Annotated in this window: 14 protein-coding genes and 2 pseudogenes; 4 read left to right on the plus strand and 12 right to left on the minus strand. The window is 64.9% G+C overall.

What is annotated here, in order from left to right; translation table 11 throughout:
* Nucleotides 1–338: 338 nt before the first annotated feature.
* Both Q2100_RS09825 and Q2100_RS09830 read right to left on the minus strand, forming a co-directional pair.
* Nucleotides 339–489: pseudogene (locus Q2100_RS09825) on the minus strand (translation initiation factor IF-2 N-terminal domain-containing protein); the annotation flags it as partial.
* A 113-nt stretch (nucleotides 490–602) separates the two neighbouring features.
* On the minus strand, nucleotides 603–1,820 hold the full coding sequence (locus Q2100_RS09830; RefSeq protein ID WP_302913895.1) for a hypothetical protein: 1,218 nt from the start codon (nucleotides 1,818–1,820) through the stop codon (nucleotides 603–605).
* 153 nt (nucleotides 1,821–1,973) lie between these two features.
* On the opposite strand from Q2100_RS09830, the gene Q2100_RS09835 reads away from it, so the two are divergent.
* On the plus strand, nucleotides 1,974–2,561 hold the full coding sequence (locus Q2100_RS09835; protein ID WP_302913896.1) for a uracil-DNA glycosylase: 588 nt from the start codon (nucleotides 1,974–1,976) through the stop codon (nucleotides 2,559–2,561).
* 403 nt (nucleotides 2,562–2,964) lie between these two features.
* Here the strand turns inward: Q2100_RS09835 and Q2100_RS09840 are convergent, their stop codons facing one another.
* The 4 genes from Q2100_RS09840 to Q2100_RS09855 all read right to left on the minus strand — a co-directional run bounded on the left by Q2100_RS09840 (nucleotide 2,965) and on the right by Q2100_RS09855 (nucleotide 8,028).
* A complete protein-coding gene (locus Q2100_RS09840; RefSeq protein ID WP_302913897.1) occupies nucleotides 2,965–3,111 on the minus strand; it encodes a hypothetical protein in 147 nt (48 codons plus the stop codon).
* Nucleotides 3,112–3,346: 235 nt separating this feature from the next.
* Complete coding sequence (locus Q2100_RS09845; protein ID WP_328518118.1) at nucleotides 3,347–3,670, minus strand: helix-turn-helix domain-containing protein; 324 nt, start codon at nucleotides 3,668–3,670, stop codon at nucleotides 3,347–3,349.
* A 1,119-nt stretch (nucleotides 3,671–4,789) separates the two neighbouring features.
* On the minus strand, nucleotides 4,790–6,040 hold the full coding sequence (locus tag Q2100_RS09850) for an argonaute/piwi family protein (RefSeq protein WP_302913899.1): 1,251 nt from the start codon (nucleotides 6,038–6,040) through the stop codon (nucleotides 4,790–4,792).
* 164 nt (nucleotides 6,041–6,204) lie between these two features.
* Nucleotides 6,205–8,028, minus strand: a complete 1,824-nt coding sequence (locus Q2100_RS09855) for an SIR2 family protein (protein WP_302913900.1) — start codon at nucleotides 8,026–8,028, stop codon at nucleotides 6,205–6,207.
* A 241-nt stretch (nucleotides 8,029–8,269) separates the two neighbouring features.
* Here Q2100_RS09855 and Q2100_RS09860 point away from each other — a divergent pair, with 241 nt between their 5' ends.
* Complete coding sequence (locus tag Q2100_RS09860; protein WP_302913901.1) at nucleotides 8,270–8,443, plus strand: hypothetical protein; 174 nt, start codon at nucleotides 8,270–8,272, stop codon at nucleotides 8,441–8,443.
* A 98-nt stretch (nucleotides 8,444–8,541) separates the two neighbouring features.
* Here Q2100_RS09860 and Q2100_RS09865 read toward each other — a convergent pair whose 3' ends face one another.
* From Q2100_RS09865 to Q2100_RS09890, 6 genes and pseudogenes are all read right to left on the minus strand, one after another.
* Nucleotides 8,542–8,976, minus strand: a complete 435-nt coding sequence (locus Q2100_RS09865; RefSeq protein WP_302913902.1) for a hypothetical protein — start codon at nucleotides 8,974–8,976, stop codon at nucleotides 8,542–8,544.
* Nucleotides 8,963–11,185: a site-specific integrase gene (locus Q2100_RS09870; protein ID WP_302913903.1), complete on the minus strand. Its 2,223-nt coding sequence runs from the start codon at nucleotides 11,183–11,185 to the stop codon at nucleotides 8,963–8,965. The genes Q2100_RS09865 and Q2100_RS09870 overlap by 14 nt, the downstream gene beginning before the upstream one ends.
* The gene (locus Q2100_RS09875) at nucleotides 11,182–12,909 is read right to left on the minus strand and encodes a hypothetical protein (protein WP_302913904.1); all 1,728 of its coding nucleotides are present in this window, start codon (nucleotides 12,907–12,909) and stop codon (nucleotides 11,182–11,184) included. Before Q2100_RS09875 ends, Q2100_RS09870 begins: the two co-directional genes overlap by 4 nt.
* An 11-nt stretch (nucleotides 12,910–12,920) precedes the next feature.
* Nucleotides 12,921–14,366 (minus strand): tyrosine-type recombinase/integrase, encoded by a 1,446-nt coding sequence (locus tag Q2100_RS09880; protein ID WP_302913908.1) that lies wholly within the window; start codon nucleotides 14,364–14,366, stop codon nucleotides 12,921–12,923.
* A 105-nt stretch (nucleotides 14,367–14,471) separates the two neighbouring features.
* Nucleotides 14,472–15,068, minus strand: a pseudogene (locus Q2100_RS09885) (cyclodehydratase); the annotation flags it as partial.
* 75 nt (nucleotides 15,069–15,143) lie between these two features.
* Nucleotides 15,144–16,535, minus strand: coding sequence for a zinc-dependent metalloprotease (locus tag Q2100_RS09890; protein ID WP_302913905.1), 1,392 nt, complete (start codon nucleotides 16,533–16,535; stop codon nucleotides 15,144–15,146).
* A gap of 90 nt (nucleotides 16,536–16,625) precedes the next feature.
* Between Q2100_RS09890 and Q2100_RS09895 the strand changes: the two genes are divergently transcribed.
* Nucleotides 16,626–17,654, plus strand: a complete 1,029-nt coding sequence (locus Q2100_RS09895) for a YlbL family protein (protein ID WP_302913906.1) — start codon at nucleotides 16,626–16,628, stop codon at nucleotides 17,652–17,654.
* An 85-nt stretch (nucleotides 17,655–17,739) separates the two neighbouring features.
* Nucleotides 17,740–20,525: UPF0182 family protein (locus Q2100_RS09900; RefSeq protein ID WP_302913907.1), on the plus strand; the 2,786-nt coding region annotated here is incomplete at its 3' end.

A 20,525-nucleotide genomic window follows, 5' to 3' on the forward strand; every position in this document is an offset into this window, starting at 1 on the left:
TGCGACATCTGGATGCTGACCTCCGCTGGCTCTGATCCAGTCGGCCATATCGTCCAGCCAGGTTTCCAGCCACCGCTGCAACAACCGCTCCACACGGTCCCGCTCCTCAGGCGTGTAATTGCCACGTCTGGTGCGCACCGGGTCAATGACGCAGCGATAGAGGGCTGCCTCGATCTCGCCCGGCTTGCGGCTACCCGGTGAAGTTCGACGACTCTGCCGACGAGCCTTCTCCAGGTCAGACCAGAAATCGTTGTCATCGCTCACTACGGGACGGCTGGGGCCGGCCGAAACGCCGTAGTCGCGAGCTGCGATCGGCCGTGGTGGTCGGGCCGCGTAGTGCTCGCGCACCCTTCGAGCGAGCGGCGCCTCGACCGTGCTGCTGGCCGATTTCAAGAATTCGCCCCACCCACTTAGCAGCACGAGGATGTCTTTCGCAGTGACGCCGACCTCGGCCGCCAACTGGTGAACGCGAGCCTTGCCCTGTGTCATGCGGGCCTCCGCATCTGTCGTCGCGTGAACGAACACCTCGCCCAAGCGTGACACGGAGCACCGACAAAATATGGTGACGCACCGTGCGCGTCATCGGGTAGGGCAGGTGCTCCTCACCAACGCAGCCCGAAGCCCAAGCGTTGGCGGAACTCTCTGAGGTCGTTGTAGTCGGGAGCCTTGATCTTTGGCTGGCGTATCGGCTGCACTCCTGGGTCGAGCTTGGCCACGTAGCGGTCGCACCATTCCAACCATTCTTCGGCGGCAGCGCACTCGTCGCCTGCGGTCAGGCCGGTGACCCGGCTGCGTTGTGCCGCGAGGTAGTCACGCAGCCGACGAGCAAGTTCCCAAGCATCAAGATCGGCTACGAGCCGCTGCCCGAGTGTGTGCTGGACATACGCTTCGCGGGCCAGTTCGTCTTCGCGGTCCCGGCGCTCTTGCTCGGCGATCTGCCGCAGCCGCTCGGCTTCCTTCCGCTCGGCGTGGAGAGCCGCCCACCGCTCGAATAGTGGCAACACATCACAAAGCCGCGGCTCAAGGACCAGTTTCGAACGGTCCTCCCAGCTCATCTTCGTTTGGTAGCCGCTGTCCGTCGCGACGGTCATGTGTAGTCGACCCGACTTCGCATAGTCATGGGTCGGGATGCGATACCAGTTGTCGCGCTTGGCTTTTGCCTTCTCGACTTCGGTCGCCACGTGCAGCACGCGGTCCTGCGGTTCAGAGATGGAAATAGCGCACTTGATGCCGTCCACCTCGAAAAGCAGGCACCCAACGATGCCACCAATTGGCTCGCCGTACACGTACCCATTTGGCCGCCTGTAGACCCGTACCGTGTGTCCGCGGGCCTCCGCTTCACGAACCAAGGCGTGCAGCAGTCGGAAGGCTCGCGGACGCAGACTCGCGCTGAGGTGATCGAGACGCTTATCCGTTCGCAGCTCGGCGACCAGCGGGTGCAGCTTGCTCACTCGTTCCGGTAGTCGTCCGCTCTGCCAATCACGGGTGATGTCGGAGAACCGCAGCACGACGTAGCCTGGCTTCACCCAGTCGTTGAGGATCACCTGTTTGTCGTCGGGCGCCATCTGCCGACGGTTGATGATTGACACCAGGTGGGTGTAGCTCCGGGCATCGTCGGTGAGGTCACGTTCGAGCAGGCCAGGCAGGATCGCCGCGCTCCAGATTCCGCCGCGCTTGGACACGGTGACGAGGCCGCGCCATTCAAGCGCTGCCGTAGTCGTCTTGTAGGACGAGTTTGTCCACCGACCGTTCGGACAACCGTCGCTGATCCAGCGCAAAACCTCGACCTGACCTTCGTTGAGCGGGGCATCCAGTGCCATGCGGAGATTCTCAGCGACCGATCACCACGGCGCGATCCGAGCGTTCAACGGCGCAAGTGTCCCTACAAGCGCCCGACGCTGAACTTCGGCGAGGCGTGCGCGGCTGGCCGCCCCGCCGGGTAAGAACGACGCATGGGGAGTCGGCTAAAGGCGATGGAGGCGGTGAAGGCCGAGATCGTGCAGTGCCAACGCTGCGAAGGCATGAACATCCATGATGTGACGCAGGCGGCGCCGGGCTATGGCTCGCCCGAGTCACCAGTCGTTGTTGTCGGTCAGAGCTTGTGCGGCAAACCGTGCATGCGGGCGCAGATCCCGTTCACCGGCGGCAGCGGTAGATTCCTCAATCTCGCCCTTGAACGCGCCGGACTGACCAAGAGCGACATCTTCACCACCAACGTGGTGCACTGCCACCCGCCAGCCAATCGACCGTCGCTCCCCCACGAAATTGCAAACTGCCGCCCGTACCTGCTGCGGGAGTTGAAGATCATCCAGCCCCGTCTGGTGGTCGGTCTCGGGAAGGACGCTTCGGCAGCGCTCCGCGACGTCTATCCCGACGCTGACGCAATGCCATGGCCGTTCGCCGCACCGCCCGGCCGCCAACCGAGAGCGGCAAGTCCGAAGCTGCTGGCGGTTCCGCATCCCTCGTGGATCAAGTGGCAGCCTTTAGAGCGACGTGAGGAGTACGTGGAGAGCCTGGCCCGCGCGCTGCGGTGGGCTTTTGGGTCGTCGAAACCGAGGTGAGGGGCCGCAGCCCGGCTTGGCAAAGGCCATGCTCAGTCGCTCCACTCGCTGCAGAATCGAAGTGTTCGAAATTCAGGATGTAGCCGCGTTCGCCTCCGTGCGTTCGAGGCCACATCTGGAGAGTACGTCCGCGCGGTGGAAGCAGTGGGTAGATGGGATGCCGCCGTCGTTCACGGCAGCCTCGATGACGGCCGCTCCGTCACGTTGAAGTTCTCGACCAACAGTTACGATGTGCTGGACGCCCTTGGCCACCTCGACGACATTCAGGAGTGGCCTCAAAAACTACGCGCTACCGATCAAGGGCGAATTGTTCAACCGGATCTATCAATATGTGCGCGAGAACTACTAGCGCTCGCAGAACTTAGAAACCATTGCAGAACAGAGACATCCGCCCGCAGCGTAATCATCCCTCGGCGGCGGGCGGAACAAGCCACGCGACCACACGTCCATCAACGAGAACACCAAAGTACTCTCCGGCTGTCGCGCGGTGAACAAGTTCGTCGGCGCGCCGCTGAAGCTCCTCGACGCTCACATATTCCACTTCAAGCATGATCCCAGGCCCGAGAACTTCCCGCCGCCGGGTTGAAGAAGCGATTGCGGCCGGTGCTCACACATGCAAGCGTGACCCCAATCCCTCGGCGCCGCCGACTAGATCGCCGATCGCCGATCGCCGATCGCCCACGCAGGCTGCAGCAGGGCGACAACTAGTGTTGAGGGACCCGAAGTGAGTGTTTTGGCGAGCACTTCACGCGGCGGGCTCGCCTCGAACCACGATAATGACGCTCTCAGTCGGGGAGAGGCAGTCCGCGGACCAATTGTCCGGCGTCGATGTCAAGGCCCTCGGCGATACGGACGATCGTCTCAAGACGCAGACTGCGTTGCCCACGTTCCACCTTGCCGAATTGCGTCCAATGTATGCCGCAGAGTCGCGCTGCAGCCTCCTGGCTCAAGCCAAGTTCCAGTCGGCGTCGGTGAACTCGCTCGCCGAACTCTTGGGTGGTCGGGTTTACGGCGGCTCGTTTGGGTTCGGAGTCCGGCACGCTTGACAACCTCATAGAACCCAACCGCAAACGGCCAGAGTGTGTCGTACGCATGCGTTTCATACGCATGCGTATCGTTCACATGCGTATTGACCCTATTTTGGAACGCGAGGTGCGTGCGGCCTGGTGGTTTGCCGTGTATGAGGAGGGAATCAGGTGTCAGGACACGACCGAACCAGTTGCCTGCCGGGCACCGTGCGAAGCGTTGAGGACGACGCCCTAAGCATCCCTGCAGATGCAGGCAAGTACCGTGATGCGCTGACAACCGTGCTGTTGAGAATCCCGTCAGGGTGGAGTAAGTCGATCTCCTGCGGGCCAGGGTGGTATCCGTTGATCGCTCAAGTCCACCTGGAGCTGTGCGCGCTCGATATCGACTACGAAGTGAGTTGCGTTGAGCAGAAGTTCGGATCTCTGCGTTATCGCGCCCAGCCGCAGACTGATAACTTTCGTGTGCACAAGATGTTCATCGCTCTGCTAGACCAAGCGGAAAACGCTTCAGTGCATATCTGTGAGCTATGCGGGGCGCCCGGCAGAATGTCAGTCTCCGAACGTCGCGGCATGGATTGGTACCAACCGCTGTGCCGTGACTGTCGCGCCGGCTCCGCGGCCAGCATCCTCGTCGCATCTGTGGGCGCTGTCGGAGTGACGCGACCCGTCGGTCGGCGCGGAAAGAGGCGACCCGCACAACGTGATTGTCTCGGAAGGCAAGAGTGAGGTCGGGTCTTAGCGCCTGGCGCCCTCGGGCGGTCTCCTCATGTGACTCCGACGGGCGAAGCTTGGGTCATGGATAGCTCCGAACGCCAGCTGCGGCATATCTGCGAAGTGTGCGGAGCTGAAGCGAATTTGACTCCGGGCGAAGCGTTTACCCTCGGGTGGGATTACCCACCGCGGATAGGTCAGTTCGGCGTCGTCGGTCCCCGGTGTTGCCCTGGGTGCCCCAACGTCGCCACAGCATGGTGGGCTCTCGTTATAGACGGTTACACCGAGGACATGCTGACTGACGGTCAGCGCGCAACCTTAGACCGCATTGCAGGCGAACCTGACTCGATAGCCGTGGAGGCATGACTGAGCGCAAGTGTCGGGAACGCCGATCCGCCCAGCCGACATGATCAATCACGCCCCTCGGTTCCGCCAAAGGGGGGCTCAATAGGAAATGGTCTCGGCCAAAACGTCCATCCCCTACGTCAGCTACATGAATAGGCGATACGGGTAGATGGCATCGGGCAGATCCGAAGCATGTCCGATCACCCTGGCCAGTGTCTGCGAATACCGGATCGTGACTGGCAGGGGGTCGTACAGAGCATCGTTGTTCCAGTCCATCTTGCTCAGGGCGAGGACGTCCGCCGCCGTTTGCTCAAGCGGGCCGGAGCCAGCGTCCCTACTGATCAGGAGGGGGCTGGGGATGCTCTTGCCGCCCTGGTAAAAGTTGTTGCTGCCCGAGCCGAGACCTGGCGCCGTACCGTTGACGTAGAGCAGCGCATCCCGGCCCGACAAGAACTGCATCGTGCCGCGCCGTACCGGCCAATTATCGGGCTGGCTTCGACCAGCGCCAGGGTTCGGCGCCACCAACTGCACTCCGCGCCAAGGGGTGCTGCTCTGCACCCGGACGCACTCAATCTCCTTGCAGGCTGCCCACGCATCGATGACGGCGTCGGCTTCCTCGTCACGGAAGTTTGTCGTCTTATGTACCACTACCCGCTGTGGCAGGTGGCCGGCGTGTCGGTCCTGGTAGAGCCGGACACTCCGCGACATGACGGCGCGCATCTGGTCGCGGGTGAGATGTGGGTTCTCGAGGTCAATGCCGCCGCCGACGTCGTAGGCGACGAAGTCCATTCCGCCACCATCTGCATCGAAGACCTGCGAGCAGCACGTGACGAAGCCGTCCTTCGTGCCTCCTCGGATGGCATAGGACAGCCCTACGTAGGCAACGTCCGCGTCGGTGTCGCGGTGCAGGCGCCACGGGGTGCCACCGGCCTTCGCGTACAGCGCGATCGAAAGACGCCACGCCAGGCTGCACTTGTATTTGAACTCAAGGGCACTGTCTTCCCAGAGGACCTGTGTCGGCACACCGATTGGCGCGGAGCTGGCCTTGAGCTGATCGTGAAGATCGAAGCTGTCATCGGGTGAGGCGCTGAACGCGTGCCAGCTTCGCGGCAGGAGCACCACGACGACGTCCCACGTCGAGCGCACCGTGGAAAGTTGACGCACGGCTGCGGTAACGGCGTTCGAGGCCACCTGGTGGCGGTCAGCGACTCCAGCGCCGATCTCGTCGAGCAGGACGATGGCCTGATCACCCGCCGGAACGAGATCTACCCCGAAAACCTTCTGGAAGCCCGGGAAGGTCGGGACGTACTTTCGTCTGTCGCTCGGCTGGTGTTCGTTCCGTAGGGCGCCGAGGAAGTTCTTAAGCCGTGGCACAAGGGGCTTCGTAGTGACCATGGCGATACGAATTGCGCTGTTACCGAACGTGCCTCGACTGTAGGGGCCGTGGCTGAGGAGGCCACGCAGTGGATGCGGCCCGGTGTTAGCCCCAAACCGAAGCAGTGGCTCGTCCAAGACCCGGTGCGGGGGCAGCTTGCTCAGCGTGTGAGACGGGATCGAGGTCATCGGGCCACCCGGCTGTAGGCCGTCGTGCTGGACAACACGAACTCCTGGCTGACAATCGCGTCGCTCTCTGAGCCTGGAGGGAGCACGGCGATCTTGGTTTCTGCCTCGGGGGCGAGGATCGAGGCCCACGCCGCGATGATTTCTGCCCACTTCTCGTTGCGCCGGTTCACCCAACGTTCCTTTCGCCAGGCGGACGCCGGATCACCGCCGCGCCCCGCGTCATTGGTGCGGTCGACGGGCGAGACCCAGGTGTGCGGCACGAAGAGCAGCCAAAGCTGGTCGAGCCGCCATTCGACGTTGAGGCGGACGCCTTCCGCAAACATTCGTCGCTGGCCGTCCGGCCCGCGGCCGAGTTTGTTTGGGCAGACTCCATTGAGCGGGTCCCCGTACGCCCGGATGAGAGCCTGTCTGGCTGAGGCTTGGGCAGCGGAGTCCGGCCGGTCGGCGCTCGCGGGCCTAATGATCAATTGATGCCCTCGGTCGCGGATCAGCGCTCGTACGGGCAGGCGGCGTGCCAGGCCGCGCGTCAGGGCCTCGGAGGTCACCGCTCGCTCCAGAGTCGGCGCATCCTCTCGATGGCAGTTGATCGTGACCCCAGACGGCAGACCCGTCAGGGGAAGCGCGGAGGCGAGCTGCGTTGCACTGCCAAGGGCGAGAACGCGCTCACCAGACGTGGCCAGGGCTCCTCGCCAACGCGCGGCGTGGAGTCCATCCCGAACCGCATCGAGCGTCGTGCGCGGTTGCAGCGTGGCTCGGAGGGCGCGGGTCGGCGAACTCAGGATCGGCAGCGCATTCATACGCAAGATCGGGAAGTCGCCGGCCTCGATGGCTGGGAGGGCGGCGTCCACGACGCGCGCAGTCGTACGCAGCTGATCGACGTGCGAGCGGAGAGCCGGTTTGAGGGTGGCTGTCCTGCCGAGACTTGCGAACGTCTCATCGAAGTTCTCGATGGTGACGAAGCGAGCCGTCACTCCGGCCGCATCGGCCCGTTCCATCAACTCGGCGACCGCTGGCAGTGCACTGCTCGAGTCGCGCGTCAGCCACCACAGCCCGCCGGGAAGCGCGTCAGCGGTTGCGACGGCGTCGTTGAGCATCGTCATCACGCTGGCGTCCCGGCCGCTGTACCCGATGACGGCCAGGCCGAACCGACGGCTGCTATCGAGGAACGCCTGACGCAGCTTGGCGTCTTGTGATTGAAGCTCACTGTCGAGGTTTTTCAGTGCGTGCTCACGGAAGTCGCCGTGCAGCTTGACTAGCAGGGGGAAGTCATCGTCACTCAGCGCGAGACCGGCCCGCCCAGGATCACCTAGCGCTGCGATCCCTAGGCGCGGACGAGACGAGGTTGTGAGCGCGGCTCGGGCGGTCTCTGCTGCCTGCTCGATGAGGTCGTCGAAGTTTGTCGTCAGCCCGAGGTCGACGAGACCCTCGGCGATCAGGGCGCCGAGCACTCGTTGCCCATACGAGGGCAGACGATCATTGAAGAGGCTACGCAAATACTGACGCCTGGGCCCATCGTCGGGCAGAGCCAGAGAGAAGGCGGTGCTGTAGTCGCTGGGATCACCGATGGGAGGCATGCCGTTTATGCCGTCGTAGTAGGCGAAGATCGACCGCCGCGTATTTTCGTCGCCAAGGTTCAGGTCCTGGTGGACGAGGTGATGTGCGTCGGCGTACAACCGCGACAGGAGATCGAGGACGACCTGGCCAGCGGTCGGGACTTGAGCCGAGGCACTTGCGCCCGCACCGAACAGCCATGCGATCCGCCGACCCTCTACGGCCCACTGGCGAGAGAAGGTGCCAAGGTCGACGACCGCAACGCTCAAATCCGGAGCCTTCCTGCTCGTACGGACCGTTGGCGGTCACATATCGACTGTCTCATTGAGTGCAGACAGCGCAGCAGTGAGACACGCGGTGTTCTCTGTGTTCTCTGTACCCCTAGGACCCCTAGGAGTTCCGGGCAGTCGTGGGACAGTCACGCTCGCTCCGTGTCGGCAAAACTCGGTGGTCAGGCTCGGCCGCCAGGAGTACCGTCGGCCCAATCTATTGATTGGCGGAGGTGTGGTGATGGCGGAACGCACACCCAAGAAGGTGGTCGTATCCGCAGCGGCCGCCAAGAAGGCCGGCGCCCGAGCTACAAAAGCTTCAGCCAAGCTGGAGGGCAGGGTGATTCCGGCGGATCATCGACGTTCTGCGGCGGTCAAGGCGTACCTCGCGAAGCAGAAGTCGCCGAAGCGCTGACGCGGAACCATCTCAACGGCTGTCCCTTCCTCCTCGGTTACCTTCGCCTCACAGGGATTCTCGGGGCCAAAAGTCGCTCAGGAGAAGGGCATGGCTCATCAGCTACGCCTGGGCAGACCACGGACTTTGTCGTCGTCGGCTAGGGCGTCGCGTAACCGAACGATCTCGTCGTGTTGGGCGGCCAGTCGAGAGATTGCGCTCTTGCGGAACTGCTCGTGGACGGCGATGTCGGCATCGCGTTCAGCCAACCATTGGCGCAGCTTGACGACCTCGTCCTTCAACCGCCGAATTTGTTTCTCCCGCTGGTCGTTGTCGATGTTGAGGCTGCGCTGACGTTCGCGCCGCGCTTCGAATTCCTCCTTGAGGTGCAGATAAGTGCTGTAGAGAGCGGCGCGAGTGACCCCAGACTCTGCAGCGAGCGTCTTTACGTCGCAACCACCTCCTGCGGGTATGTCTCCGCGCAGCAGCCTGTCGGAGGCGGCCCTGATGCGCGATTCGATTTGTTCGCGCTGCTGGTGGCTAACTCGGCCCATGTGTCGGAGTCTCTAGGGATCCTGCTGGGCCGCCGGTGCTGGCAGCATCGATACCGTCGATCACCCGTTGAGCGCGGCTCAGTTCGGACTGCAGGCGTTGACGTTCGCTCTTCTGCGTCTTGCTCAATGAGCCCAGGAAAGTCGTTGTCGATTTCACGGCTTCCGACCACGTGTCGCGGTGACGAGCGTGGTGGGTTGCCTGTGGGCAGCGAGCTGCGTCGCACATACCGATCAGGGGCTTCTCGGCGGTTGGTGTCCCTGCGATCTTCAGGCACAGGGCACGGGCGGGGTCGCTGAACCAGCAGTAGTTCGCCACAGCTAGATGCAGCGTCTTGGCGCGTCGTGAAAGCAGGTTACGAAGCTGTTGATCGTTGGGGAGAACCTTGGGGGATGCCTGCTCGCGGTCGAGCCGGGCGTCGATGCTGCCGAAGTAGTCGATGAGTTCGCGAGCGCCGGGCCCCGCGGGCATGACCCCCCGCCCGAAGTCGGCGAAAGCCTCCAGTGTCAGCTCGATGTTTCGGCTCTGTTCGTGCTGGCTGATCTCGGCCCACAGCTTGGCTTGAGCCCCGCCGGGGCGGGCCGCGTAACCCTCAGTGGTCACCACGGAGACGTGTTTGAGTTGCACCTTGGCCGCCAGAAGCCCCGCTGGCCGGTAAGCAAGTTCGATGGCAAGCCGGCGGCGCAGCATCCGCAGGGTGAACGTCTCATCAGGAATCGGTTGCAGGCCCAGCCGGGCGCCGGCTGGCCCGTTGACCCAGGAGCGGAGTCGTCCAACGAGGTCCTGGTAACTGAACCGGCCGAACAGGTGATCGGCGTCGCTGCGAACCCCGTGCACGTCGAAACCGATGAGCTTCTCGGCGACCGCCGCTGCGCGGTGCGCCTCGGGGATGACCACCCACTCTTCGGGTTCGCCGCCCAGAGCACGCCCCTTGATCACTTTCCCCTTTAGTCGATAACGCGTGAGCCCCGGCGCGATTTCCTCTTCGGTCGGGCAGCCCCGCTGAAGTTCCATCAGCTCACCACTGCGCATGCCGGTTAGGATCGCCACCACCAACAGGCACGCGGTGCGCAGCAGGCTGGGCAGGTCATCGGCGACCGTGTAGTGCAGGGGTTCTGTCCAGGGCACTTCGGTGTCGTCATCAGCTCGGGGAACTAAAGCAGCGTTGCGGCACAGCGGTTTTTCGGTTCCCACGACGGCGAGCACGTTCTCGATCGTGTTACGCAGCGCTGGCTGTTCGTGAAGCCAACGACCGTAGAACTGGCGAGAGCCGACCGCGTGGGCCAGTGGCGTGAAGTTGATGTCATCGAGGGGTCCGCCATAGGCGCTGCTCTTGACGGCGCTGAATCTGCCGAGCCGCTCGTCGAAGGGTTCGCCCTCGCGTAACTGCCGGTCGAGCACCGCAAGCAGCTTGTCGGTCGGGCACGCGCGCATCGTGCGCAGGTTTGCCTTCCGTTCAGTTCGCTCCACTAGCTCGTCACGAAGCGCGAGGATGTGCGGGCCGAGGGTGTCCACGATGTATAAGGCCGCCGAGAGGAGCGGCCGCAGCGTTTCCATCGGCAGCGGGGGCGTCTTGTTCTCCCCGGTGTTGGTCTTCACCCCGGCAGCCTCGGCGGCAGACTTGCCTGGCCACGGTCGAAATCCAGTACGGCATCGATCAGCGGTGAATAATTCGCTGTACTCGGCGATGTCGATCATGACCATCGCGGCGTGATAATGAACCATTTGCGCTTGACGGATCGGCTCGTCCTTCTCGCTCCGTATGTCGCGGCGCCAATTTAAGTACCCGTCGCAAAGGCCCTGGTCGAGCTGGGTCAGTTGGTCGACTCCTTGCTCGGTCAGCCAGCGGAAGAATCGTGCCAGCTCCGCCAGCCGCATAGTGCAGGTTTGCAGACCGAATGCAACGCGGTAGGCGTGCGGCAGTACGCGTACTTGCTCATGATGAGGGACCAGCAGGGCGAATACGTACTCCTTCGCGACCTGGCGCCACCGCGGATTGGTTAGCGGCCGAAAGTCTAACTGCTGCTGACATTTAGCGAGTGCGACGGCTGTGCCGATCACCTCGTCGAGATTCCACACGTCGTCATCAAACAGCGGCCGTCGGGCCCCTTCGGTCAGTGGAAGCGAGGCGGCTCTGCAGATGTCGATTCCTACGAAGGCCGATCGCGGCAACGCGGTGCTGTCGGGGGCGGTCGAGCTTTGTGTGTTCACTGGGTGCCTTCCTCCGGCCGCAGCGGGATGTCTTGGTCGGTGTCGCTTATGTGGGTGGCGGACCGAGTGAGCACGTCGGGGGGAAACAACGCCAACACTTCGTCGAGGCGAGCTGAATATGGACCGAAAACGGCCATGTACTGCGGTGCGGCCATGAGCAGCCACTGTCGGGCGAAGTAGGCCTTGAGTCGCAAGAGGTTCGTCGCATGGCGGGGGGTGAATAATGCCAGCGGGCACAACAAACATACCCATGGCCGCGCCGGGCACGGTTTGCCGACGGGGCCGTGGACGCCGGCTAATTGATCAGCGCAACTGGCGACGAAGACGTCGCGTTGGCCGCCGACCAGCTCGGCCAACGCGGGCCCGTCCAGGTCCAGCGTGTTCACCAGCTGCGGGAAGCGTTCAGCGATCTCAGCGGCATCTGCTTCGCCAAGCAGCACTTGCGGAAAGCAGGCCTGACGCATCAGGTCGCCCTGAGCCTCCTCGATCACACCCTCGATGGCGCGTTGCTGGCCGGGCGTGGTGACACTGAGGTAGTGATCACCCTCGACCGCCGGTGTGTGGTTGGGGTCGATGGTGGCCCTCGCGCTGCCGAACCAGGTGCGGCGGTCCCGCGTGGACTCGAACGTGGTGCGGATCCGGTGGCGATGCAGCTTCAACGGGCTGCCGTTGTCGTCGACCAGGCCACGATTCTTCACCCACTTGCGCAGCGACGCGTAATCAGTTGCACCGGTGAGGAACTGGTGACCGAATTGTCCTTGCTGGTACCGAATCCACAGGGCCCCGCGCTTGTCGGCGGGTGCGAACTGCCGCAGCGACGCCGAATGTCGCAACCACTGCTCGAGCAGTTTCACCGCGTCCTTGTTCAATACTAGACTTTCCGCGGCGGTCCGACCCTTGAAGTACGACAGCAGGATCTCGCTGTCCCCGGTCCAGTCCAAGTCCTTGATACCCAGGTTGGCGATGCCATCCGGCACGATTCCGGTGTAACTGCCGAATAGCAGCATGTAAGCGATGACTGTCGACGTCTGAGGGAATAGAGCTCTGCGAGCGGGTACCACTCCGCCGCTTCGGCTGGCGATCGTGGCCGCACACACACCATAGAGGCGGCTCACCGACGCATTGGTGATGGTCGGCCCCAGATCGGCGAGCAGCCAGCAGACGTCTTCATAGGTCCAGGTATCCAGCGAGGGCCGCTGCCCCCGGTTCGCTGCGGCTACAGCACGGCGATTCTCGGCGTAGGAGTCGTTGATGACCTCCAGGCATGCATGCTGTAGACGGCCCCACTCTGCCTCGGAGTAAGGGGCCAGCGGCGTTTCGTTGCGACGGCGTTTCGGGTGAAAGGTCTTGCCGGTGACGAATTCCATGACACCGGGCGACAAGGGCTCGATCTCGTTGCCGAATGCGGTCAACAGCTGCCGGCAATTGCGTTCGACAGCAGTCTTGCGGCTCATCAGGAACTCGGCCACTTGACTTCGGGTCAGGTCCTTCACCCCACCGGTGAATCCCCGCTCATCGAACCACGACACCATGCTGGCAAGGGAACGCATGTGATGCCGGACAGTGCCAGCCGCATCAACCCCGCCCCGGGGGTGAATCAGTTCGATCAGCGCTGTCACCAGGTTCGTCGCCAAGATCTCGTTGCGGAAGCCGGCTGGCACCGCGATCCGGGAACGCTGGCCATTGGTGAACAGGCAGTCCAGTCCCAACGGGTCCGTCGTCATCTCAGCTGGCATTAGTCGGCCTCTTCGGCGAACTCGGCGGCGGCCTCGTCGTCGGCAGCCGAATCGGCTATCAGTCCGTGATGGGATCCCGCTGCGGCGTAGGACTCTCGGAAGATTCGAGTGGTGTCCAGACGCCGCAAGTATTTCTCTGTGGTCAGTACCGACGAGTGGCCCAATAGGTCACGCAGCACCATCATCGGGTCTGCCTTCGACAGGTAGAACGCCAGCGCGTTGTCGGCGTCGGTGTCCTTCACCGCCTGGGCAAGCTGGGCGTAGTAGCCGCCTACCAAACGCTCCATCGTTTTCATGGCGAAGGTGTGGCGCAGCCGGTGTGGAGACACATGAGGGAATCGCGGCTCCCACTGTTGTCGGATGCGATCCGCAGTGCGGGCGAACACCGTCGACCACGCTGTGAAGGGTCGTCCGTCACTACACACCGACAACAGACACGAACCACCGCCCGGCGCGACCAGCCGGCGCCGCTCAACGGGACGAAGCGAAGCCCACGCGACCCTGGTGCCGTTCACGCGGCCGCCCCGGTGATCCGGCTCGGTCACCATCAACGGCTCGCTATGCACCGGTTTCCACAACGAGCCCTCCACGTTGACCGCCCGGTCCAGCTCGATGTAGCGATGCACTTCCACCAACGCGTCATACTCGATCCAGGTCGTGCGGAACTTGGTGCCCTTGGTCACCCCCGCGGGAACAGGGAACGGAATCGGAAACCGTTGTGGCCGTTGCGGTAGAGCGGGAATTTCCCACACCAGCAATGACGAGAACTCGGCGGCCCGCAACCCCGTCGACAACGCAAGTCGGCCAACAGCACTATTGCGGGCCAAATGGTGGCCACGAAATTCCGACGGACCGCCGTCACGGTCAAGTCCTGCCAATCCGCGGATGAGAAAGTCAGCGAAATCCAGAGCCAAGTACTTGATCGACACGTGCGGTTTGGGGACGCGCCGAGTGGCAGAGTTCTTCTGGCGCAACAACAATTTGTCCGCATACGAATTGAGTGCCACGCCGTAGGAGAACGGTTCGCTAGCCGCGTAGCCCTCCGCCGTCGCCCACCGATAGAACGACGCCAACACGCTCACGTGCTGATTCCACGTCGTCGCCTCGAAGCGGGCCTTAACAGGACCCACCGCTCGATACGCAGCGTAGCCACTCAGCCCAGCGCGCAACCGCTCCCGGTTATCGAAGACACCGATTCCGTGCTCGGTCAAGAAGCGCGCCCAGTCTCGCAAAATCCGTCCGTACCGAAGCCACGTGGCCGGTGAGGTCGCCCCGCTCGAAGGTAGCTCTCTCAACCACCTGTTCATCGCAACAGACGCACGGGGACGGCCCGGCGCATCCTCGAAACACAAGTCCGAATCGACCAGAACCGGCATCCCCGTCGGTGCCACCGGGCGCCGTTCGACATCCCATGTTTCCCAGCCGTCCCCGGTGAACGCCACCATCTCCACACCGACACCTAAGCCCTTCCGATCCGACAACGAGTCCCGACACGCGCAAGGCGTAAAGGAGACCGTCGAAACAAGACACGGAACTTATGCGGAAAGAATGCGATGCAGGTCGGCACACCCCAGGCAGCTGGTGCGGCCGGGGATCACCAGCGGCCCGATCATGCCGGCGCCGTCGCGGATGTGCACTGGAAGGTGTGGCATCGCCGCGGCGTGCAACTGCTGCACGATGCGCGGTTCGGTCACCAGGTAGTCCGACAGCACCACCAGATCCGTCGAATCCGGCGTGACCTCGGCGTGGGACAGCCTGCTCTGGAACACCCGGGCGCCGGAACACCGCAGGCCGCTGCTCAGCAGGTCCGACAGCGGGCCGCGCCCGTGGATGCGGATCGCCGCGGTGCGGGTTCGGTGGCTGCGCGACACCGTGCGCACCACCGTGACGACGCCGGCGTCGACCAGCGCGGCCAGCAGATCGTCCAGTGCCGCGGCATCGCGAAGGCCGGCTTCGGCGGCGGCGGTGCGCAGGTCGTCGGGCGTGATGCCGGCATGCATGCCGCGTAGCAGGCCGGTCAGCGCGGTGGGGGTGACGCCGTCGGGCGGGCGGACCAGCAGGGCGCGCCGCGGGTCCCACCCGATCTGCACGTCACCATCGGGCCGCAGCAGCACCGGCATCGACGGATCCAGCGCATAGCGCGTCATGCGATGACTGTGCCACGGCCGGCCGGCGCCACCGCGGGTTATCCACAGGGCCCGGGCGCCGCGGAAAGGGACGTTCTAGCCGGCCCCGTCCTTCTTGTCCCCGTCCTTCTCGCCCTCGTCCTTCTTGTCGTTCTTCTCGAACTCGGCGATGACGTCCTCGATACCGCTGGTGTCGCCGCCGAGGACGCGGTCGATGAAGCCGGCGGGCTCGTCGAGGTCGGCGGCGTCGGGCAGCAGGTCGGGGTGCTGCCACACGCCATCGCGCGCGTCGGCGCCGACCGCGTCGGTGAGCCGCTCCCACAGCACGGCGGCCTCACGCAGCTTGCGCGGCCGCAGTTCCAGCCCGACCAGGGTGGCGAAGGTCTGCTCGGCGGGTCCGCCGGTGGCGCGGCGGCGGCGCAGCGTCTCCGACAGCGCCGAGGTTCCGGGGATGCGGTCGCCGAGCGCGGCGATGACGACGGTCTGCACCCAGCCCTCGACCAGGGCCAGCAGCGTCTCCAGCCGTTCCAGCGCGGCGACCTGTTCCGGGGTGGCCTTCGGCTCGAAGATGCCCTGGTTGAGCAGCTGCTCCATCTCCGAGGGATCGCTCAGCGAGGCGGGGTTGAAACCGCGCGCCAGGTCCTCGATGCCGCTCATGTCGACCTTCATGCCGCGGGCGAACGCCTCGACGGCGCCGAGCAGCTGCGACGACAGCCACGGCACGTGGCTGAAGAGCCGGTGGTGCGCCGCCTCGCGCGCGGCGAGGAACGTCAGGATCTCGCTGCGGGGCAGTTCGAGCCCCTCCGACAGCGCCTCGACCGCCTCCGGCATCAGCGCGGCCACTCCCTTGGGCCCGAGCGGGAGCCCGATGTCGGTGGAGGTCAACACTTCTCGCGACAGCTTGCCCAGCGCCTGGCCGAGCTGCGAGCCGAAGGCCATGCCACCCATCTGCGACATCATCGCCAGCAGCGGGCCGGCCATGCTCTTGGCCTCTTCGGGCAGCGCCGAAGCCCACACCGTGGAGATCTGCTCGGCCACCGGGTCGCACAGCCGCTTCCACGTCTGCAGGGTGTTGTCCAGCCAGTCCGAGGGCGTCCAGGCCACCGCCCGGGTGGTGCCGGCAGGCAACGGCGTGGCGCCGTCGAGCCACGTCTCGGCCAACCGGACCGCGTCGGCGATCGCCGAACTGGTCTTCTCCGGCACCGGTGCGACGAAACCGATCGAACTCGACGCGATCTGACGGGCCAGGTCGTAGTTGACCGGACCGGCCTGCCCGCCGGGCGTCATGGCGCCGGCGCCGCTGAACATCTCACCGAGCTTGCTGAAGATCTGCCCGAGCTCGGACATGTCGAAGCCGGCTCCGCCCTGCCCGAAACCGGGGCCGAACGGATTCGACGGCCCGCCCGCGCCGGATCCCGGGTCGGGGTCCTTATTGCGGTCACGTTCGGGGTCGTCTCCAGAGTTGAACCCGAAGGGCAGGTCAGCCATGCCGTCAACGGTACTCACCATGGGCGGCCCGTGCGGGTACGCGGGTCACGCTGTGAGTGAACCGCGTACCGGGCCTCTACTGTGGGCGGCGTGAACAGGCGGGTATTGACGCTGCTGGTCGCGCTCGTGCCGATCCTTGCGTTCGGGGTGCTGCTGTCGGTGACGACGGTGCCGTACGTGTCGCTGGGCCCGGGACCGACGTTCGACACCCTCGGCGAGGTCGACGGCAAGCAGGTCGTGGACATCGAGGGCCCCGGCGCCGACGTGCACCCCACGTCCGGGCATCTGAACATGACCACCGTGTCGCAGCGCGACGGCCTGACCCTCGGCCAGGCGCTGGCGCTGTGGACGTCGGGCCGCGAGCAGTTGGTGCCCCGCGACCTGGTGTACCCGCCCGACAAGTCCAGGGACGAGATCGACGAGGCCAACAGCACCGACTTCCGGCGCTCGGAGGACAACGCCGAGTACGCCGCGCTGGCCTATCTGAAGTACCCGAAGGCGGTCACCGTCGAGTCGGTCACCGACCCCGGGCCGTCCGCGGGCAAGCTGCAGCCGGGTGACGCCATCGACGCGGTCAACGGCAAACCCGTCGCCACCCTCGACGAGTTCCAGGGCATCGTGAAGGCCACCCGGCCCGGTGACGCGATCACGGTCGACTTCCGCCGCAAGAACGCCGACGACGGCGAGACCACGATCACGCTGGGCAAGCACCCCGACGGCGGGCAGGGCTTCCTGGGCGTCGGCGTGCTCGACGCGCCGTGGGCGGATTTCTCCATCGACTTCAACCTGGCGAACATCGGCGGTCCGTCGGCGGGCCTGATGTTCAGCCTGGCCGTTGTCGACAAGCTGACCACCGGTGACCTCAACGACGGCAGGTTCGTCGCGGGCACCGGCACCATCACCGCGGACGGCGAGGTCGGCGGGATCGGGGGCATCACGCACAAGATGCTGGCGGCCAGGGAGGCCGGCGCCACGGTGTTCCTGGTGCCCGCCGACAACTGCGCCGAGGCAAAGACCGATCCGCAGGACGGCCTCGAGTTGGTCAAGGCGGAGAATCTCACACAGACGGTCGACGCGTTGAAGACGCTTTCCGCTGGTGGCGAACCGCCCCGCTGCTAGGTCACCGCACCGCGAGTGGTGCGTAGAGTTGGTGCCACGTCGACAGACGTGCCTTCGATGGACTTCCCCAGAACTGGAGTGACGAGTGGGTATGCGGCCCGCGGCGAGGATGCCGAAGCTGACGCGACGTAGCCGTTTTCTGATCGGGATCGCGCTCGCGGTCGTCGTTCTGTTGCTGATCGGGCCCCGCCTGATCGACGGCTATGTCAACTGGCTGTGGTTCGGCGAACTCGGCTACCGCTCGGTGTTCACCACCGTGCTGCTGACGCGGCTGCTGATCTTCGTGGTGGTGACGCTGGTGATCGGCGCCATCGTCTTCGCAGGCCTGGCGCTGGCATACCGCAGCCGCCCGGTGTTCGTGCCGACGATCGGGCCCAACGATCCGGTCGCCCGCTACCGCACCACGGTGATGAGCCGGTTGCGGTTGTTCGGCCTCGGCATCCCGGCGTTCATCGGCATCCTGTCCGGCTTCGTCGCGCAGAGCTACTGGGTGCGCATCCAGCTGTTCCTGCACGGCGGCAGCTTTGGTGTCACCGACCCGCAGTTCGGCCTGGACCTGGGCTTCTACGCCTTCGATCTGCCGTTCTACCGCCTGGTGCTGAGCTTCCTGTTCGTCGCCGTCTTCCTGGCGTTCGTCGCCAACCTGCTGGGCCACTACCTGTTTGGCGGCATCCGGCTGGCCGGGCGCAGCGGTGCGCTGAGCCGGTCGGCGCGCATCCAGCTCGTGACGCTGGTGGGTGTGCTGATCCTGCTCAAGGCGGCGGCCTACTGGCTGGACCGCTACGAGCTGCTGGTGCACACCCGCGGCGGCAAGCCGTTCACCGGCGCCGGCTACACCGACATCAACGCGGTGCTGCCTGCCAAGCTGATCCTGCTGGCGATCGCGCTGATCTGTGCGGCCGCGGTGTTCTCCGCGATCGTGCTGCGCGACCTGCGCATCCCGGCGATCGGCGTGGTGCTTCTCCTGCTGTCGTCGCTGGTGGTCGGCGCAGGCTGGCCCTTGGTGGTCGAGCAGTTCAGCGTCAAACCCAATGCGGCGCAGAAGGAGAGCGAATACATCAGCCGCAGTATCGCGGCCACCAGGGAGGCCTACGGGCTGACCGACGACGTGGTCAGCTACCGCGACTACCCGGGCAACGTCGCCGCGACGGCCCAGCAGGTCGCCGCGGACCGCGCCACCACGTCGAACATCCGGTTGCTCGACCCCAACATCGTCGCGCCTGCGTTCACCCAGTTCCAGCAGGGCAAGAACTTCTACTACTTCCCCGACCAGCTGTCGATCGACCGCTACGTCGCTCGTGACGGCAATCTGCGCGATTACGTGGTCGCCGCCCGCGAGCTCAACCCCGACCGGCTGATCGACAATCAGCGCGACTGGATCAACCGGCACACCGTCTTCACGCACGGCAACGGCTTCATCGCCTCACCGGCCAACGTCGTGCGCGGTGTCGCCGAGGACCCGAACCAGAACGGCGGGTACCCGGAGTTCCTGGCCAGCGTCGTGGGCCCGAACGGCACCGTCGACCGGCCCGGCCCGGCGCCGCTTGACCAGCCGCGCGTCTACTTCGGGCCGGTCATCGCCAACACCCCCGCGGACTACGCGATCGTCGGCGAGAACGGCACACCGCGCGAATACGACTACGAGAACAACGTCGAGACCAAGAACTACACCTACACCGGCAGCGGCGGCGTCGAGATCGGCAACTGGCTGACGCGCAGCGTCTTCGCCGCCAAGTACGCCGAGCGGAACTTCTTGTTCTCCAACGTGATCGGTGAGAACAGCAAGATCCTGTTCAACCGCGATCCGGCCGAGCGGGTGGAGGCGGTGGCGCCGTGGCTGACCACCGACACCAGCGTGTACCCGGCCATCGTGAACAAGCGCATGGTGTGGATCATCGACGGCTACACCACGCTGGACAACTACCCGTATTCGGAACTGACCACGTTGTCCTCGGCGACCGCCGACTCCAACGAGGTGGCCGTCAACCGGCTCGCGCCGGACAAGCAGGTGTCCTACATCCGAAACTCGGTGAAGGCCACGGTCGACGCCTACGACGGCACCGTCACCCTGTACGCCCAGGATGAGCAGGATCCGGTGCTTCAGGCCTGGATGAAGGTGTTCCCCGACACCATCAAGCCCAAGAGCGAGATCTCGCCCGAGCTGCAGGCGCACCTGCGCTACCCCGAGGACCTGTTCAAGGTGCAGCGCGCCCTGCTGGCCAAGTACCACGTGGACGACCCGGTGACGTTCTTCTCGACATCGGACTTCTGGGACGTGCCGCTGGACCCGAACCCGACGGCGAGCAGCTTCCAGCCGCCGTACTACATCGTCGCCAAAGACCTGGCCCGCGAAGACAATTCGTCATCGTTCCAGCTGACGAGCGCGATGAACCGGTTCCGGCGCGACTTCCTCGCGGCCTACATCAGCGCGAGCTCCGACCCGGACACGTACGGCAAGCTGACGGTGCTGACGATCCCCGGACAGGTCAACGGCCCCAAGCTGGCGAACAACGCGATCACCACCGACACCGCGGTCTCGCAGGATCTCGGTGTGATCGGCCGCGACAACCAGAACCGCATCCGGTGGGGCAACCTGCTGACGTTGCCGGTGGGCAACGGCGGGCTGCTCTACGTCGAGCCGGTGTACGCCTCGCCCGGGGCCAGCGATGCGGCGTCGTCGTACCCGCGGTTGATCCGCGTGGCGATGTTCTACAACGACAAGGTCGGCTACGGGCCGACGGTGCGTGACGCGCTCACCGACCTGTTCGGTCCGGGCGCGGACGCGACCGCGCAGGGTCCGGCGCCTACGGCGCCGCCCAACGGGCGTCCAGCGGCCGCAACACCTGACGGGCAGCCTGCGGTGCCACCGCC

Source organism: Mycolicibacterium arseniciresistens (assembly GCF_030519285.1).
GTDB classification, from domain to species: domain Bacteria; phylum Actinomycetota; class Actinomycetes; order Mycobacteriales; family Mycobacteriaceae; genus Mycobacterium; species Mycobacterium arseniciresistens.

Coding starts and splice junctions, on each gene's coding strand:
- Q2100_RS09830 (WP_302913895.1), bottom strand. CDS start 1,820: ATGGCACTGGATGCCCCGCTCAACGAAGGTCAGGTCGAGGTTTTGCGC.
- Q2100_RS09860 (WP_302913901.1), top strand. CDS start 8,270: ATGGCGGAACGCACACCCAAGAAGGTGGTCGTATCCGCAGCGGCCGCC.
- Q2100_RS09880 (WP_302913908.1), bottom strand. CDS start 14,366: ATGGTGGCGTTCACCGGGGACGGCTGGGAAACATGGGATGTCGAACGG.
- Q2100_RS09845 (WP_328518118.1), bottom strand. CDS start 3,670: ATGCGTATGAAACGCATGCGTACGACACACTCTGGCCGTTTGCGGTTG.
- Q2100_RS09850 (WP_302913899.1), bottom strand. CDS start 6,040: ATGGTCACTACGAAGCCCCTTGTGCCACGGCTTAAGAACTTCCTCGGC.
- Q2100_RS09890 (WP_302913905.1), bottom strand. CDS start 16,535: ATGGCTGACCTGCCCTTCGGGTTCAACTCTGGAGACGACCCCGAACGT.
- Q2100_RS09840 (WP_302913897.1), bottom strand. CDS start 3,111: ATGCTTGAAGTGGAATATGTGAGCGTCGAGGAGCTTCAGCGGCGCGCC.
- Q2100_RS09865 (WP_302913902.1), bottom strand. CDS start 8,976: ATGGGCCGAGTTAGCCACCAGCAGCGCGAACAAATCGAATCGCGCATC.
- Q2100_RS09875 (WP_302913904.1), bottom strand. CDS start 12,909: ATGACGACGGACCCGTTGGGACTGGACTGCCTGTTCACCAATGGCCAG.
- Q2100_RS09835 (WP_302913896.1), top strand. CDS start 1,974: ATGGAGGCGGTGAAGGCCGAGATCGTGCAGTGCCAACGCTGCGAAGGC.